Source organism: Micromonospora sp. AP08, from assembly GCF_008085935.1.
In the GTDB taxonomy this organism is placed as follows: Bacteria; Actinomycetota; Actinomycetes; order Mycobacteriales; family Micromonosporaceae; genus Micromonospora; species Micromonospora chersina.
The window spans coordinates 63326-79289 of record NZ_VSEZ01000017.1; the positions used below are offsets into that span (position 1 = coordinate 63326).

Annotated in this window: 14 protein-coding genes and 1 pseudogene; 5 read left to right on the plus strand and 10 right to left on the minus strand. The window is 73.0% G+C overall.

The window, feature by feature from the left end:
• Positions 1-24 precede the first annotated feature (24 nt).
• A pseudogene (locus FXF50_RS24285) lies at positions 25-2193 on the minus strand (ATP-dependent DNA helicase); the annotation flags it as partial.
• A 97-nt stretch (positions 2194-2290) separates the two neighbouring features.
• On the opposite strand from FXF50_RS24285, the gene FXF50_RS24290 reads away from it, so the two are divergent.
• Positions 2291-2797 carry a DUF402 domain-containing protein gene (locus FXF50_RS24290; protein ID WP_148431183.1) on the plus strand — a complete coding sequence of 169 codons (507 nt, stop codon included), beginning with the start codon at positions 2291-2293 and terminating at the stop codon, positions 2795-2797.
• 7 nt (positions 2798-2804) lie between these two features.
• Here the strand turns inward: FXF50_RS24290 and sigJ are convergent, their stop codons facing one another.
• Entirely contained in the window at positions 2805-3758 is a 954-nt protein-coding gene (sigJ, locus tag FXF50_RS24295; RefSeq protein ID WP_148431184.1) for an RNA polymerase sigma factor SigJ, read from the minus strand.
• A gap of 117 nt (positions 3759-3875) precedes the next feature.
• On the opposite strand from sigJ, the gene FXF50_RS24300 reads away from it, so the two are divergent.
• The 3 genes from FXF50_RS24300 (at position 3876) to FXF50_RS24310 (ending at position 6621) form a co-directional block, all read left to right on the plus strand.
• Positions 3876-4865 carry a PPK2 family polyphosphate kinase gene (locus FXF50_RS24300; RefSeq protein WP_148431185.1) on the plus strand — a complete coding sequence of 330 codons (990 nt, stop codon included), beginning with the start codon at positions 3876-3878 and terminating at the stop codon, positions 4863-4865.
• Positions 4866-4985: 120 nt separating this feature from the next.
• A complete protein-coding gene (locus FXF50_RS24305) occupies positions 4986-5612 on the plus strand; it encodes a DUF47 domain-containing protein (protein WP_148431186.1) in 627 nt (208 codons plus the stop codon).
• Positions 5613-5616: 4 nt separating this feature from the next.
• Positions 5617-6621 (plus strand): inorganic phosphate transporter, encoded by a 1005-nt coding sequence (locus tag FXF50_RS24310; protein WP_148431187.1) that lies wholly within the window; start codon positions 5617-5619, stop codon positions 6619-6621.
• Between the two features lie 43 nt (positions 6622-6664).
• On the opposite strand, the gene FXF50_RS24315 is transcribed toward FXF50_RS24310, so the two are convergent.
• A complete protein-coding gene (locus FXF50_RS24315; protein WP_148431188.1) occupies positions 6665-7633 on the minus strand; it encodes a Gfo/Idh/MocA family protein in 969 nt (322 codons plus the stop codon).
• Between the two features lie 123 nt (positions 7634-7756).
• Between FXF50_RS24315 and FXF50_RS24320 the strand changes: the two genes are divergently transcribed.
• On the plus strand, positions 7757-8584 hold the full coding sequence (locus FXF50_RS24320; protein ID WP_148431189.1) for an NUDIX domain-containing protein: 828 nt from the start codon (positions 7757-7759) through the stop codon (positions 8582-8584).
• 107 nt (positions 8585-8691) lie between these two features.
• On the opposite strand, the gene pstB is transcribed toward FXF50_RS24320, so the two are convergent.
• From pstB to FXF50_RS24355, 7 genes are all read right to left on the minus strand, one after another.
• Positions 8692-9468 carry a phosphate ABC transporter ATP-binding protein PstB gene (gene pstB, locus FXF50_RS24325; RefSeq protein ID WP_091317434.1) on the minus strand — a complete coding sequence of 259 codons (777 nt, stop codon included), beginning with the start codon at positions 9466-9468 and terminating at the stop codon, positions 8692-8694.
• A gap of 20 nt (positions 9469-9488) precedes the next feature.
• On the minus strand, positions 9489-10577 hold the full coding sequence (pstA, locus tag FXF50_RS24330; protein ID WP_148431190.1) for a phosphate ABC transporter permease PstA: 1089 nt from the start codon (positions 10575-10577) through the stop codon (positions 9489-9491).
• Positions 10574-11659: a phosphate ABC transporter permease subunit PstC gene (gene pstC, locus FXF50_RS24335; RefSeq protein WP_148431191.1), complete on the minus strand. Its 1086-nt coding sequence runs from the start codon at positions 11657-11659 to the stop codon at positions 10574-10576. The genes pstA and pstC overlap by 4 nt, the downstream gene beginning before the upstream one ends.
• Before the next feature lie 44 nt (positions 11660-11703).
• The gene (gene pstS, locus FXF50_RS24340; protein ID WP_148431192.1) at positions 11704-12807 is read right to left on the minus strand and encodes a phosphate ABC transporter substrate-binding protein PstS; all 1104 of its coding nucleotides are present in this window, start codon (positions 12805-12807) and stop codon (positions 11704-11706) included.
• A gap of 298 nt (positions 12808-13105) precedes the next feature.
• Positions 13106-14032, minus strand: coding sequence for a mycothiol synthase (gene mshD, locus FXF50_RS24345; RefSeq protein WP_148431193.1), 927 nt, complete (start codon positions 14030-14032; stop codon positions 13106-13108).
• Positions 14033-14098: 66 nt separating this feature from the next.
• A complete protein-coding gene (locus tag FXF50_RS24350; RefSeq protein ID WP_148431194.1) occupies positions 14099-14968 on the minus strand; it encodes a polysaccharide deacetylase family protein in 870 nt (289 codons plus the stop codon).
• A gap of 165 nt (positions 14969-15133) precedes the next feature.
• A complete protein-coding gene (locus FXF50_RS24355) occupies positions 15134-15847 on the minus strand; it encodes a response regulator transcription factor (protein WP_091267462.1) in 714 nt (237 codons plus the stop codon).
• Between the last annotated feature and the right edge of the window lie 117 nt (positions 15848-15964).

Below are 15964 nucleotides of genomic sequence, written 5' to 3' on the forward strand. Positions count from 1 at the left end.
CCCCGCCCGGGGGAGGCGCGGGCGTCAGCTCTTGGCGAGCCGCTCCAGCGCGCCCCGGGCCACGTCCGGGCGGGTGGTGTACCAGAACGGGGGCAGCGAGCGGCGCAGGAACGGGCCGTAGCCCCGGGCGGTCTCCAGCCGGGAGTCGAGCACCGCCACCACGCCCCGGTCGCCGGTGGCCCGGATCAGCCGGCCGACGCCCTGGGCCAGCCGCACCGCCGCGATCGGCACGCTCACCGCCGCGAAACCGGAGCCGCCGCCGGCGTCGACCGCCGCCGCCCGGGCCGCGGCGAGCGGCTCGTCGGGCCGCGGGAAGGGCAGCCGGTCGATCACCACGAGCTGGCAGGAGTCGCCCGGCACGTCGACCCCCTGCCAGAGCGACATCACCCCGAACAGGCAGCTCTCCCGCTCCTCGCGGAACCGGCGGACCAGCAGCGGCAGCGCCTCCTCGCCCTGGAGCAGCACCGGCAGGTCGGTGCGCGCGCGGAGCAGCTCCGCCGCCTGCTGCGCGGCCCGCCGGGAGGAGAAGAGCCCGAGGGTACGCCCACCGAGCGCCCCGACCAGCGCCAGCAGCTCCTCGCCGGCCGCCTCGGGCAGCCCCGAGACGCTGGGCCGGGGCAGGTGCGCGGCGACGTACAGGATGCCCTGCCGGGCGTAGTCGAAGGGTGAGCCGACGTCGAGCGACGTCCAGCCGGGCCCCTCGGTGGCCGGCACCGTGCCGGTGGCCGCCCGGCTGCCGTCGGTGCTCGCCACCGGGGGCGTGGTGCCGGTGCGGCCGGCGGCGGCCGCGGTGGCCAGCGCGGCGGCGGCCGGGGAGGGCGGGGCGGGCGGCGGCGCGTCCAGCCCCAGCGCCCGGGCCACCGTGTCGAACCGGCCGCCCAGCGCCAGGGTGGCCGAGGTGGCGACCACGGTGCGCTCGTCGTAGAGGTGGGTGGCGAGGGTGCCGGCGACCGACAGCGGCGCCACCACGAGCGCCCGGCGGCTGCCGTTCTCCGGCTTCTCCACCCAGGCCACGTCGTGGTCGGCCTCCTCCAGCAGCCGCTGCGCGGTGGTGGAGAGTTCGTCCAGCACTGCCTTGGCCTGCTGCTTGCGCACCGGGTCCGGGTCGTCGGCCTTGATGTCGCCGATCGACTCCAGCGCGGCCCGGGTGGCCGCGTCCAGCAGGGTGCACGCCTCGCGCAGCGCGGGCGGCAGGCCGGCGGTGAGTCGCCCGGCCGGCGCCTCGGCCAGCCCCACGGCGAGCGCGTCGCCGGCCTCGGTGAGCCGCTCGGCCAGCTCGGGGCGGAGCAGCGGCCGGGCCCGGCGGGCGGACCGGTCGATGAGCTGCGGCTCCAGCTCGGCCTGGGCCGCCGAGGAGACCCGGTCGGCCAGCTCGTGCGCCTCGTCCACCACGAGCAGCTTGTGCGGCGGCACGATGTGCCGGCCCGCGAGCATGTCGACGGCCAGCAGGCTGTGGTTGGTCACCACGATGTCCGCCTCGCGCGCCCGGGCCCGGGACGCCTCCGCGAAGCACTCCTGCCCGAACGGGCAGCGGGTGGCGCCCACGCACTCCCGGGCCGGCATCGAGGCGCTCCGCCACACCTGGTCGTCGACGCCCGGGTCCAGCTCGTCGCGGTCGCCCGTGGCGGTCTTCTCCGCCCAGTCGCGCAGCCGCTGCATCTGCTTGCCCAGCCGGCCCGCCTCGCCGAGCCACCTGCCGCCGCCGCCGGGGCGCGGGGCGTCGAAGAGGGTGTCCTCCGGCTCCTCCTCGACCGAGTTGTCGAGCCGGGCCAGGCAGAGGTAGTGGTGCCGCCCCTTGAGCACGGCGAAGGTGGGGCGGCGGCCGAGCACCGGCTCGACCGCGTCGGCGAGCCGGGGCAGGTCGTGGTCGACCAGCTGGGACTGCAACGCCAGGGTGGCCGTGGAGACCACCACGGGGCCGTCCACGGTCAGCGCCGGGGCCAGGTAGGCCAGCGACTTGCCGGTGCCGGTGCCGGCCTGCACGAGCAGGTGCTCGCCGGAGGCGATGCTGCGCTCGATCGCCTCGGCCATCTGCTGCTGGCCGGGGCGGGCGGCACCGCCGGGGACCGCGCCGACCGCGGCGGCCAGCAGCTCGCCGCCGCCGGGCCGGCCGCCCCGGCGCTTCTTGGGAACGGCGGGGCCGGTGGCGGTGCGGGGCGGGGTCACCGTGCGACCGTACCCGCCGCCGCCGACAGGGGGTGGGTCGCTCCACCGCGTGGCGTGGCCGGCGGGTCGCGTCCCGTTACCTGCCGATCGCGTCGCGTGGCCGGAATCGGTTAGGGTGCCAATCATGCCGAGCGACGTGGTCCGCGTGATCTACCGCAAGTACGACGGCAGCGCCCACCGCGACTACCCGGCCCGCCGGCTCGCCGAGGACGACCTCGGTGTCTGGCTCGGCGTGCCGGCCGGCACCGAGTCGGTCTACCACGGCCGTCCGTCCGTGGAGCAGATCCCGTTCGTCCTGCTGGTGCCCCGGCACGGCTGGTGGACCGGCATGTTCAACCCGCCGCCGCGCACCAGCGAGGTCTACTGCGACATCGCCACCCCGGCCCGCTGGGAGGGGGAGGAGACGGTCCACCTGGTCGACCTCGACCTGGACGTGGTCCGCCGTCGGGAGACCGGCCTGGTCGAGCTGCGCGACGAGGACGAGTTCGCCGAGCACCGGGCCCGCTGGTCCTACCCCGACGACGTGGTGGCCGAGGCGGAGGCCGCGGCCCGCTGGCTGCTCGGCGCGCTCGGTGACGGCACCGAGCCGTTCGCCACCTCCTACCGGAAGTGGCTGGCCCTGGTGGTCTGAGCCGGCCTCAGATCCGCGGCGGCCAGTCCTCGTCGGCCCCGACGCCGCCCAGGCGGGCCACCTTCTCCGGGTTGAGCTGGTTGAACACGCCGGTGATCCGCCCCTCGTGCACGGCGAACGAGGTGACCATCCGCAGCGGCCGCCCGTCCCGGAACACCGTCTCCGCCTGCCAGCCCAGCGCGCCGTCGACCAGCACCGGCCGGGCGCGCAGGGGGCCGTGCCGGTCGGCCTGGCCGAAGAGGCCGAGGATGAAGCGGCCGGCCGGCTCGGCGCCGACCACCGGCCGGCGGGCGGCCGGGAAGTGCCCGCCGCTGTCGCCGATCACCACCACGTCCGGGGCGAGCACCTCGACCAGCCGGTCCAGCTCCCCGGACTCGACCGCCGCCACGAACGCGGCGAGCACCTTGTGCTGCTCGGCCAGGTCGGCGGTGTGCCGGGGGACGTCCGGCGCGGTGACGGCGCGGCGTCCCCGCGAGGCGAGCTGCCGGGCGGCCGCCGGTGTGGTGCCGAGCACGTCGGCGACCGTGGCGAACGGCACCGCGAAGACGTCGTGCAGCACGAACGCCACCCGCTGCTCCGGGGTGAGCCGCTCCAGCACCACCAGCAGGGCGGTGCCGAGCTGGTCGGCCCGGACCGCCCGCTCGGCCGGGTCGGGGGCGAACCCGTCCGCCGTGGGGGCCGCGCTCACCACCGGCTCCGGCAGCCACTGACCGGGGTACGCCTCGCGGCGAACCCGGGCGGAGCGCAGCACGTCGAGGCAGATCCGCGAGCAGGTGGTGGTGAGCCAGCCGCGCAGGTCGCGGACCTGTGCCCGGGCGGCCGGGTCGGCGAGCGCGCCCGCGTAGCGCAGCCAGGTCTCCTGGACGGCGTCCTCGGCCTCGCTCCGGCTGCCCAGCATCCGCTGCGCCACCGCCAGCAGGTGCCCGCGTTCCGCCTCGAACTCCGCCGCCAGCTCCTGCACGTCGCGCTCCTCCCGCCCGGAGTTCCCATTCTCCCCGTACCCCTGGATGCGCCGCGGCCCCCCCGGCGTGACACCGCTCGGGAGGCGGGGTCGGGCGGGGTGGGTGAGGATCGGGGGATGAGCGGTGGCGACGAGGTGGTGCGGCCCGAGGGCGGGTCGATGCGGGAGCTGCTCCGGGCCGGCCCGGGCCCGGTGGACCTGGCGGCGGTGGATCCCCGGTCGACACCCGGGCTGCCCGCGGCGGCCGGGCGCGGCAAGGGGCGCAAGGAATGGGCGCGCGGGCAGGTCGAGTTGCTCGGCGCGAACCTCGGCCGGCAGCAGGAGATGCTGTACGCCTCCGCGAAGGGCGCCGCCGGCCCGGGGAGCGCGACCAGCGCACCCACCCAGGCCGGCGCCCACCTGGCCGGGGACCGCCCGCGCCGGGTGCTGCTGGTGCTCCAAGCCATGGACTGCGGCGGCAAGGACGGCACGGTCAAGCGGGTGGCCGGCGCCATGAACCCGCTCGGCCTGCACATCCGCTCGTTCGGCCCGCCGACCGAGGAGGAGCGGCGGCACGACTTCCTGTGGCGCATCCGCCGGGCCCTCCCGCCCCCCGGCTACGTGGGCGTCTTCAACCGCTCGCACTACGAGGACGTGCTGATCGCCCGGGTCGAGGGCCTGGTGAACGAGGACACCTGGCGGGGCCGCTACGACCTGATCAACGACTTCGAGCGGGAACTGGCCGACAACGCGGTCACCGTGGTGAAGGTCATGCTGCACATCTCGTACGCCGAGCAGGGCGAGCGGCTGATGGAGCGGCTCACCGACCCGACGAAGTACTGGAAGTACAACCCGAGCGACCTGGACACCCGGGCACGTTGGGACGATTACCAGGACGCGTACGCCGAGGCGATCGAGCGCTGCGGCCCGGACGACGCCCCCTGGTTCGTGGTGCCGGCGGACCGGAAGTGGTACCGCGACTGGGCGGTGGCGCACCTGCTCAGGGAGACGTTCGACGGGTTGGATCTGGGGTATCCGCCTGCCGATTTCGACATCGCGCGGGAGCGGGACCGGCTGCGGAGCGAGGGCAGCACGGGGCAAGGTGAACAGCAGGTGAACGAGCGGTGAATCGGGCCTGACCAGGGGTGGGCCGGGCGTAGCCCGGTTCCACGGGGTACCTAGCATGCGCAGAGCAGACGCCTTCCGGGGCGACGGCCACCCTTCCACCGACACGACGAGGTCCGTGCTGTGAAGTTTTCCTTCCGCCCCACCGAGGGCGCCTTCTACGAGCTCTTCACCAGGGCCGCGCAGAACCTGGTGAAGGGAACCGAGCTGCTCAACGAGCTGGGCCTGCCGGATGTTGAGGTCCAGTCGGTGAGCGAGCGGCTCACCGAGGTCGAGCACGACAGCGACCAGATCACCCACGAGCTCTACAAGAAGATCAACTCCACCTTCATCACCCCGTTCGACCGGGAGGACATCTACCGTCTGGGCTCGCTGCTCGACGACGTGATGGACCACCTGGAGGCGGTCGGCAACCTGCTCTACCTCTACGGCCTGACCAAGCTGCCGTCGCTGCCGCGCGAGATGCACGAGCTGGTGAACGTCCTCGACCAGCAGGCCAAGCTGACCGCCGAGGCGATGCCCCGGCTGAAGTCGATGAAGGATCTCGAGGACTACTGGATCGAGTGCAACCGTCTCGAGAACGACGGTGACCAGGCGTACCGGATGCTGCTGGTCCGCCTCTTCAGCGGTGAGTACGACGCGCTCACGGTGCTGAAGATGAAGGAGGTGGCCGACGAACTGGAGGCCGCCTGCGACGCCTTCGAGCACGTGGCCAACACCGTCGAGACCATCGCGGTCAAGGAGTCCTGATCCTGTGAGTCCCGAACTCATCGCCGTGCTGGCGGTGATCGTGGTCGCCATGGCGTTCGACTACACGAACGGCTTCCATGACGCGGCCAACGCGATCGCCACCAGCGTGTCCACCCGGGCGCTGACACCCCGGGTCGCCCTCGCGCTGGCCGCCGTCGGCAACTTCGTCGGCGCGCACTTCGGCGCCGGGGTGGCCAAGACGGTCGGCGACGGGCTGGTCACCCTGCCCACCGGGATCGAGAGCCTGGGGGTGGTCTTCGCCGGGGTGCTCGGCGCGATCGCCTGGAACCTGATCACCTGGTACTTCGGCCTCCCGTCGTCGTCCTCGCACGCCCTCTTCGGCGGCCTGGTCGGCGCGACCCTGTTCGCCAACGACGGCGTCGTGCAGTGGGGCAACATCCTCGAGAAGGTCATCATCCCGATGGTGCTCTCGCCGGTTGTCGGCCTGGTGCTCGGCTTCCTGGTGATGCTGGCCATCCTGTGGCTGTTCCGGAAGGGCCAGCCCGGCAGGCTCAACCGCGGCTTCCGCTGGGCACAGACCGCCTCGGCGGCCGCCATGTCCGTCGGCCACGGTATGCAGGACGCCGCCAAGACCATGGGCATCATCGTGCTGGCCCTCTACACCGGCGGCTTCCAGGATTCCAAGACGCACATCCCCGGCTGGGTGTTCTGGACCTCCGCGGCCATGTTGGCGGCCGGCACCTACGCGGGCGGCTGGCGGATCATCCGCACCCTGGGCCGGAAGATCATCGACCTGGGCCCGCCCGAGGGCTTCGCGGCCGAGACCGTTGCCAGCGCCGTGCTCTACTTCAACGCCCTGGTGCTGAAGGCCCCGATCTCCACCACCCACACGATCACCTCGGCGATCATGGGTGTCGGCGCGACCAAGCGGCTCTCCGCGGTCCGCTGGAACGTGGCCGGCAACATCGTGATCGCCTGGATCATCACCTTCCCGGCGGCCGCGGCCATCGCCTGCCTGGCGTACCTGCTCGTCCGCCCGCTCTTCTGAGCACCTGACGCGTGAGGGGTTCCCCGCCGTGGCGGGGGACCCCTCACGCGTAGGAGACGCCGATCCGGGCCTTGATGTCGTCGAGCAGGCCCATCACCTCGAGGGTGGTGTCGTGCGGCACCAGCGGGCTCTCGATCAGCCCCGCCTCCAGGCAGCGCTGCACCTCGATCGCCTCGTACTGGTAGCCACCCCCGGTGAGGTCGGCCGGGATGGTCTCCGGCTCCGCGCCGGCCCGGTGCAGCACCGCGGCGCCGGGCCGGTAGAACGGCTCCGGCAGGTCGATCCGGCCGGTGGTGCCGGTGATCGCGGCGGTGATCGCCGTGGCGCCGACCATCCCGCAGCTCAGCGTCGCCACCGCCCCCGAGTCCCAGCCCAGGACCATGCCGGTGTTCTCGTCCACCGCCTCCGGGCTCAGCTTGGCCCAGGCGTGCACGTGCTGAGGGACGCCGAGCAGGAGGTGCGCCAGGCTCAGCGGATAGACCCCGAGATCGAGCAGGGCGCCGCCGCCGAGCGTCCGTGCGCGCATCCGGTGCTCCGGCGGGAACGGGCCGGCCGCGCCGAAGTCGGCCCGGACGTGGGTGACCGCACCGATCGCACCGTCCCGGATCAGCTCCAGCACCCGCAGGATCAGCGGGTTGGTCCGCATCCACATGGCCTCCATGAGGAACAGACCGCGGGCGCGCGCCATCTCGACCAGCTCCGTGGTGGTGGCCAGGTCGAGCGTGCACGGCTTCTCCACCAGCACCGCCTTGTCGCCCGCCAGGCAGGTCAGGGCCGCCTCGTGGTGGGCGGCGTGCGGGGTGGCGACGTAGATGACGTCCACGTCCGGGTCCGCGGCCAGTTCCGCCCAGGAGGCGTACGCCCGGGGCACGTCGTGCCGCTGGGCGAACAGCTCGGCGCTCTCCCGGGTACGCGAACCGACCGCCACCAGCTCGGCCCCCGGCGCCAGCCGCAGGTCCTCGGCGAAGCGGGCGGCGATGTGGCCGGTGGCCAGGATTCCCCAACGCGTCATGCCGGCACGCTATCCCGGGCCGTCCCACCGCCGGGCAGAAGAGCCACCCGCCGGGACATCAGGACCGACCAGGGGGACCGCTGCCGGAATGGTGATCGACTGGGCGGGAACTAGGCTCGGGTCATGACGATCGACGGCTTCGCCGCACCCCCCGCCCTGGTGGAGCACGCCCGCCGGTTCCGCGCCGAGGGCGGTGTGCCGGCCGTGCCCCGGGTCGCCGCCACCGTGCTGCTGCTCCGCCCGGCCGGCGCCAACTTCGAGGTGTACCTGATCCGCCGGGTGGCCGCGATGGCCTTCGGCGGGATGTACGCCTTCCCCGGCGGCGGCGTGGACCGCTCCGACTCGCAGGCCCACCTCGACTGGGCCGGCCCGACGCCGGCCGGCTGGGGCGAGCGGCTCCGCCTCGACCCGGCGGCCGCGCAGGCGGTGGTCTGCGCCGCCGCGCGGGAGGTCTTCGAGGAGGCGGGCGTGCTGCTGGCGGGCCCGGACGCCGGGACCGTGGTGGGCGACGTGAGCGGTGACGACTGGGAGTCGGCCCGGCAGGACCTGGTGGCCCGGCGGACCGGCTTCGCCGACCTGCTGGCCGGGCAGGGCCTGACCCTCCGCTCCGACCTGCTGCTGCCGTGGAGCCGCTGGATCACCCCGGAGTTCGAGCCGCGCCGCTTCGACACGTACTTCTTCGTGGCCCTGCTGCCCGAGGGGCAGCGGCCCCGGGACGTCTCCGGCGAGGCCGACCACACGCTGTGGCTGCGCCCGGCGGACGCCCTGGCCCGGGCGGAGGCCGGCGAGCTGACCATGCTCCCGCCCACGATGGTCACCCTGGCCCAGGTCGCCGCGGCCGGCGACCTGCGCGGCGTGGCGGAAGCGGCGGCAAACCGCGACGCGGCAACCCCGGTCACCCCCAGCCTGGACCTGCCCGAAGACGGCGAACCCCGCTTCATCCTGTCCTGACCCCTCCCGACCCCCGCGATCTTGCACTTGGTGCCCCGGCAAATGGGGCGTATCGGTGCGGGCCGAGGGCCGAAAGTGCAAGATCGCGGGCGGGGCGGGGGCCTGGCTCAGCCGAAGCGGCCGGTGATGTAGTCCTCGGTCTTCTTCTGGCTCGGGTTGCTGAAGATCTTCTGGGTGTTGTCGTACTCGATGAGCCGGCCCGGGTCGCCGGTCTTCTCGATGGAGAAGAAGGCGGTCCGGTCCGACACCCGGGCGGCCTGCTGCATGTTGTGCGTGACGATGATGATGGTGAACTTGTCCTTGAGCTGGAACATCAGGTCCTCGATGGCCAGCGTCGAGATCGGGTCCAGCGCCGAGCAGGGCTCGTCCATGAGCACCACCTGCGGCTCGACCGCGATGGTGCGGGCGATGCAGAGCCGCTGCTGCTGACCGCCGGAGAGGCCGGCGCCGGGCTTGCCGAGTCGGTCCTTCACCTCGTCCCACAGGTTCGCCGAGCGGAGCGCCTTCTCGGCCGCCTCCTCCAGGATCGACTTGCGCCGGACGCCGTTGAGCCGCAGGCCGGCCACCACGTTCTCGAAGATGCTCATGGTGGGGAACGGGTTCGGCCGCTGGAAGACCATGCCGATCATCCGGCGGACCGCGGTGACGTCCACGTCCCGGTCGTAGATGTCCTGGTTGTCGATGGTCAGGCTGCCCTCGACGCGGGCGCCCGGGAGCACCTCGTGCATCCGGTTGATCGACCGCAGGAAGGTGGACTTGCCGCAGCCGGACGGCCCGATCAGGGCGGTGACGGTCTTGGGCTCGACGGTCAGGCTGATGTTCTCGATCGCCTTGAACCCGCCGTAGTAGGCGGTGACGTCGGTGGCTTCGATGCGCTTGGCCATGGTGGTGGTACCTCCGGGGTTCATCGGCCGAGCCGGTTGCGACGGGCCAGCAACTTCGCCGCGACGGTCAGGAGGAGGACGAGGGCGACCAGGGTCAGTGCCGCGGTCCACGCCCGCGCCGGCGAGTACTTCGAGGCCTCGCCGGCCTGCTGGTAGACGAAGAGAGCCAGCGACGACTGGTTGTTCTCGAACGGGTTGAAGTTGATCGCGGCGCCGCCGCCGGCCACGAGCAGCACCGGCGCGGTCTCGCCGGCGGCCCGCGCGATGGCGAGCATGATGCCGGTGACGATGCCGGGCAGCGCGGTCGGCAGCACGACCCGCAGGATGGTCTTCCACTTCGGCACCCCGAGGGCGTACGCGCCCTCGCGCAGCGGGGCCGGCACGAGGCGGAGCATCTCCTCGGTGGAGCGGACCACGGTCGGCAGCATGAGCACGCTCAGCGCCAGCGCGGCGGCGAAGCCGGAGAAGCCCGGCCGGCCGTCGTTGAACCACGGCGAGACGATCAGCACCCAGAAGGCCAGCACGAACAGGCCCGTGACGATCGACGGGATGCCGGTCATCACGTCCACGAAGAAGCGGATGGTGAAGGCGAACCGGCCCCGGCCGTACTCGACCACGTAGATCGCGCAGAGCACGCCGAGCGGGACGGTGATCAGCGTGGCGATGCCGACCTGCTCCAGGGTGCCGACGATGGCGTGGTACGCGCCGCCGTTGGCGTCCCGGGCCCCGATGTTGTTCATCGAGGTGCCGAAGAAGTTGCCGTCCAGCCGCTCGGCGCCCTTGCTGACCAGAGTCCAGACCACCGAGGCCAGCGGCAGCACCGCCAGCACGAACGCGGAGTGGATCAGCGCGCTCCAGGTCCGGTTGCGGGCGGCCCGGCGGCCCTCCACCGCGTTCGCGGCGGTGTAGAGGCCGGCGAGGTAGAGCAACGCGCCGACGACCACGACCAGGACCGGGCCGCCGATGCCGGCGCCGTACACGATGCCGGCCGAGGCCAGGAGGGCCACGACGGCGATGGCGGGCGCGGCGTACGCCGGAAGCCGCCGGGCCCGCAGCGAGACCGGCTGGGCCGGCGGCTGCGGGCGGTGGGAGGTGACGGTGGCGGTCATGCGGCTGACTCCGTGAACTCGCGGCGGCGGTAGATGATCGCCCGCGCGGTGATGTTGACGATCAGCGTGATCGCGAAGAGGACCAGGCCGGAGGCGATGAGCGCGCCCCGGCCGGTGTCGTTCGCCTCGGCGAACCGGTTCGCGATGTTCGCGGCGATCGAGTTGCCACCGCTCTGGAGGATGTTGAACGAGATGACGTACGTCGAGCTGAGGGTCAGCGCCAGGGCGATGGTCTCGCCGAGCGCCCGGCCCAGGCCGAGCATCACGGCGGCGATCACACCCGGGCGACCGTAGGGCAGGACGGCGGTGCGGATCATCTCCCACCGGGTGGCGCCCAGCGCGAGGGCGGCCTCCTCGTTGGCGGTCGGGGTCTGCCGGAAAACCTCGCGGGAGAGCGAGGTGATGATCGGCAGCACCATGATCGCCAGCACCACCGAGCCGAGCAGCACGGAGCTGCCGAACGGCCCCTCTCCGAAGATCGGGATCCAGCCGAAGTATTCGTGCAGCCAGGCCGAGGCCTCGGCCACCGGCTTGTTGAAGTACTCCCGGCCCCAGAGGCCGAAGACCACGCTCGGCACGGCCGCCAGCAGGTCGATGAGGAAGCCGAGGCTGGTGCCGAGCCGGCGCGGGGCGTAGTGCGTGAGGTACAGGGCGATGCCGAGCGCGACCGGCACCGCCATGAGCAGTGCCAGCACGGAGCTCAGCACCGTGCCGAAAGCGAGCGCGCCGATGCCGAACTTCGGCGGGTCGTCGTTCGGGAACCAGCCCTCAAAGGTCCAGAAGGACTCGCTGTTGGCCCGCAGGGCCGGCACGGCCTTGGCGATCAGGAAGATCGCGATGGCCGCGATGATCACCAGCACGAAGGTGCCGGCGGCCAGCGTCACGCCGTGGAAGGCGCGTTCCGCGCCGAAGGCCCGGGCGCGGGGCAGTCCGCCGCCGCCGCCGAGGCCGTTGTCGGGCATGCCCGGGATACCGGAGGGCTCGGTCACACGCGCCGAGGCACCGGCGGGCCACTCGTGGCTCGTGGCCACGCGGGTCCCGCCGGTGCCGGCGTGCGCCGAGCGGTGAGGGGTGTCACCCATCTGCTCGCTCGCTTCGGGGTAGAGGAGGTGTCTCGGTCAGTGCGTCAGGAGAGGCTCTTGACCGCGGTCTCGACCTTGGCACGGACCGAGTCGGGCAGCGGGGCGTAGCCCAGCTCGACCAGGTCCTGCTGGCCCTCGGCGCTGGCGGCGTGGCCCAGCAGGCCCTTGACCAGCGGCAGCTTGTCGGCCGCGAGGCCCTTGCTGCAGACGATCTCGTAGGTCACCAGGACGATCGGGTACGCCCCGGCCTCCGTGGTCTTGTAGTCGATCGACATCTTGAGGTCGTTGCCCTGGCCCTCGATCTTGGCCCCGGCGATGGTCTTGCCGGCCGACTCGGCGGTCAGCTCGGTGAACTCACCGGCGCCGTTCTTGATCTTGGCCTTCTTCAGGCCGCCGTTCTCGGCGTACGACCACTCGACGTAGCTGATGGTGCCGTCGGTGCTCTTGACCTTGCTGGCCACACCGTCGGACTTGGCCGCGCCGACGCCGCCCGGGGCCTTCCAGGCCTTGGCGTTGCCGAAGGTCCAGTCGGACTCGGCGCTCTTCGACAGGTACTTGGTGAAGTTGTCGGTGGTGCCCGACTCGTCGGAGCGGTGCACCGCCTGGATGGCCGTGGACGGCAGCTTGGCGTCGGGGTTGTCGGCCTTGATGGCCGGGTCGTCCCACCTGGTCACCTTGCCGGCGAAGATCTTCGCCAGGGTGGCCGGGGTGAACTGCAGGTTGTCCGCGCCGGTGACGTTGTAGACGACGGCGACCGGGCCGATGACCATCGGCAGGTTGAGGGCCTGGCCGCCGCTGCACTTGGCGTCCGCCTGCGGCTGCTCCTCCGGCTTGAGCGCGGAGTCGGAGCCGGCGAAGTCGGCGGTGCCGGCGATGAAGGCCTGGATGCCGGCGCCCGAGCCGGTGGGCTCGTAGTTGATCGTGGTGCCAGCGCACTTCTGCTGGTACGCCTTGATCCACTCGGCCATGGCGTTCTTCTGGGCGGAGGAACCCTGCGCGTTCAGCGTGCCCTTGCCGCAGTCGACCGCGGCGGCCGAGCCGGAGGCGGAGGTGCCGGTCGACTCGTTGTTGTCCGAGCCGCAGGCGCTGAGACCGAGCACCGCGGTAAGAGCGAGGCAGGCAATGGCGCCGTGCCGCTGGAGCTTCACCTGAGGGGTTTCCCTTCACGTCTTTGGTCAGGTCGCCCGGTCTCCCGGGTGCCGGCGCTGACCGGCTGACACGAAAGGTAGAAGTGCCAGGTAGACGGTTCGCCGGTCGGAAGTGAACGGAAGATGAACAGGCGCGACCGACCGGGTGGCCATAGCCTGAGGGCCGGTTGTCCGTTTCGTGAACTGGCGGCCCACTATCACTAATAATACGATTTTTCCGGGCACCCGTTATCCGGCTGAGTCCACAGCGTGACGCGGCCGTGACCGCGTGCCGGGACGGGAAAGGTGGCGTGATCCCTCAGCCGAGGTGGTAGTTCACGTGGGCGGACCAGCGGGCGAAGCCGAGCCGCTCGTAGAGGGCCACCGCGGCCGCGTTCGACTCGTCCACGTAGAGCATCACCCGGTCCAGCCCGCGCCGGTCCCGCAGGTAGGCCAGGCCGGCGGTGGTGAGCGCCCGGCCGAGGCCGCCGCCGTGTGCGCCCGGGTCCACGCCGAGCACGTAGACCTCGCCGATCCGGGCCGAACCCGGACGCTCGTGCACCTTGGTCCAGTGGAAGCCGAGCAGGCGGCCGGTGGCCGTGTCCTCGGCGATCAGGAAACCGGCCGGGTCGAACCAGGGCTCGGCGAGGCGTACGCGCAGGTCGGCGGCGGTCCACCGGCCCTGCTCGGGGTGCTGGGCGAAGGCGGCGTTGTTGACCGCCAGCCAGGCGTCGTCGTCCTCGCCGGGACGGAACGCGCGCAGCCGCACCCCGTCGGGCAGCGTGGGCTCGGGCAGCGCGGCGGTCAGCGGGCGGCGCAACTGCCACAGCACCCGGGCGCGGGCGAAGCCCAGGTCGACCGCGAGCGCGGCGGCCGACGGGTGGTCGCCGTGCGCCCACGCCCGCAGCGGTCCGGCCGCGGCGGCCAGCACGCCCCGCGCGAGGGCCCGGCCGGTGCCCCGCCGCCGGTACGCCGGATGCACCACCAGTTCCACCCCGATCCCGTCCGCGGGCGTGGTGGTGTCGAGGTGCGCGTACCCGGTCAGGGTGTTGTCGGTGGCCCGGGCCGTGAGGTGCACGGCGGGCGCCTCCGGGTCGCGCAGCCGGAGCAGCACGTGCTCGTCGAGCGGGTCGGCGCCGTCCGCGTCGCCGGCGACGCGGGCCAGCGCCAGCACCTCGGCGACCTCGACCGGCGCCAGCCGGTCGGCGCGGGCGACACGGTCGGCGGTCGGCGCGGTGCTGCTCATTCCGCCACCGTAGTGGCCGGCGGGCCGCCGATCATGCCGGACGCGGGCGCCGGACGGTGGCGGTGGTCACGTGGTGCCGGTGGGCAGCGCCTCCAACTGGAAGTGGTCGAGCAGTGTGGGGAGCAGGTGCTGCAACGCCTCGACGGTGCCGGAGCGATCGCCGCCCGCGTCGTGCATCAGCACGATCGAGCCGGGACCGGTCTGTGCCAGCACCCGGTCGGTGATCCTTTCGGCGCCGGGCGCCTGCCAGTCCGTCGGGTCCACCGCCCAGTGCAGCGGCGTCATGCCCAACTCCTCGCAGGTCGACACCACCGGGTAGGTCCACGCCCCGCCCGGCTGCCGGAAGTACGCGATCCGCGCGTCCGGCGCCGCAGCCCGGATCGCGTCGTTGGTGCGGATCAGGTCGTCGCGGATCGCCCCGGGCGAGCGCTTGCCCAGCGTGATGTCGTGGTTCCACGAGTGGTTGCAGATGGTGTGCCCGTCGGCCACGATCGACCGCACCAGGTCCGGGTGGCTCTCCGCGTTCTCGCCGACCACGCAGAAGGTGGCCTTCACGCCGTACTCCTTGAGCAGGGCGAGCACCTGCGGAGTCCACTGTGGGTCGGGGCCGTCGTCGAAGGTCAGCGCGACCCGGGTCGAGCCGGTGGAGGTCCGCGCGCCGTACGGGCCCTCGCTGTCGTCCGGCCGGCGGGCGTCGTCCGGCGCGCTCGGGCTGGCGTCGGGGCTCGGCCCGCCGTAGCCGCCGCCGGGAGGGCCGGGGAACTCGGTGCTGGGTGGCTGGTCGCCGTAGCGCGGGGTGTGGACGCTGGCGGCCACGCCGCTGCCCTGGTGGGGGTGGTCGGGCACCAGGCTGCGCCCCAGCGCGTACGCGGAGCCGAGCAGCGCGGCCACCACCAGCGTCACCATCCCCGCCGCCCGCAGCGTCGACGCCGACATCAGCAGACCCGACCGTTCGTCGCCCCCGTGGTCACCACACGCACCGTCGCCCCCTTCGCCCGGCGGATCTGGCAGATCCGGCAGTCAGAGTAGGTCCGACTTAGCGGGCAAAAAGGGCGAACCGGAGAAAGTTTCCCCAATGGGGGACGACGCGGAGGTCTCGGGTCAGACCGGCAGCGGGGCGGGCTCCGACTCCGGCAGCGAACGCGACGGCGGCACGACGAACTTGTAGCCCACCTGGCGCACCGTGCCGATCATCGACTCGTACTCGGAGCCGAGCTTGGCGCGCAGCCGCCGGACGTGCACGTCGACCGTCCGGGTGCCGCCGAAGTAGTCGTAGCCCCAGACCTCGCGCAGCAACTGGTCCCGGGTGAACACCCGGCCCGGGTGCTGGGCCAGGAACTTGAGCAGCTCGAACTCCTTGTAGGTGAGGTCGAGCGGGCGGCCCTTCAGCTTGGCCGCGTAGGTGTCCGGGTCGATGGTCAGCTCGCCGGCCCGGATCGAGCCGCCGGCGCCCGCCGTGGCGTTGCTCAGCCGGCCGACCGCGAGCCGCAGCCGGGCCTCCACCTCCGCCGGGCCCGCGCCGGCCAGGATCACGTCGTCCACGCCCCAGTCGGCGTTCAGCGCGATCAGCCCGGCCTCGGTGACGACCGCGACGAGCGGGACGCCCAGCCCGGTGGCGTGCAGCATCCGGCAGGTCGCGCGGGCCTCGCTCAGCTCGGCGCGCGCGTCGACCAGGACGGCGTCCGGCGTCGGGCCGGAGACCAGCGTGCGCACGTCGCGCGGCGCGGTGCGGACCGAGTGCGGCAGCAGGTCGAGTGCCGGCAGCACGGCGGATGGTTCACCTGCGCGCGCGGTCACCAGCAGCAGGAGCTCCACACGATCACCTCCGTCCCGGCGGCTCTCCGGCCGCGCGCGACCAGCGGCACTCCCGAGGGGTGTGGCGCTGAGAATTTGCGTGGGTCCCGGCGTCGCTGACGGGCGGGTAACGGCTTG

Excerpts from the sequence above, each read along its gene's own strand:
- FXF50_RS24320 (WP_148431189.1), top strand. The coding sequence starts at position 7,757 with ATGACGATCGACGGCTTCGCCGCACCCCCCGCCCTGGTGGAGCACGCC.
- FXF50_RS24290 (WP_148431183.1), top strand. The coding sequence starts at position 2,291 with ATGCCGAGCGACGTGGTCCGCGTGATCTACCGCAAGTACGACGGCAGC.
- pstB (WP_091317434.1), bottom strand. The coding sequence starts at position 9,468 with ATGGCCAAGCGCATCGAAGCCACCGACGTCACCGCCTACTACGGCGGG.
- FXF50_RS24300 (WP_148431185.1), top strand. The coding sequence starts at position 3,876 with ATGAGCGGTGGCGACGAGGTGGTGCGGCCCGAGGGCGGGTCGATGCGG.
- FXF50_RS24350 (WP_148431194.1), bottom strand. The coding sequence starts at position 14,968 with ATGTCGGCGTCGACGCTGCGGGCGGCGGGGATGGTGACGCTGGTGGTG.
- pstA (WP_148431190.1), bottom strand. The coding sequence starts at position 10,577 with ATGACCGCCACCGTCACCTCCCACCGCCCGCAGCCGCCGGCCCAGCCG.
- FXF50_RS24315 (WP_148431188.1), bottom strand. The coding sequence starts at position 7,633 with ATGACGCGTTGGGGAATCCTGGCCACCGGCCACATCGCCGCCCGCTTC.
- pstC (WP_148431191.1), bottom strand. The coding sequence starts at position 11,659 with ATGGGTGACACCCCTCACCGCTCGGCGCACGCCGGCACCGGCGGGACC.
- mshD (WP_148431193.1), bottom strand. The coding sequence starts at position 14,032 with ATGAGCAGCACCGCGCCGACCGCCGACCGTGTCGCCCGCGCCGACCGG.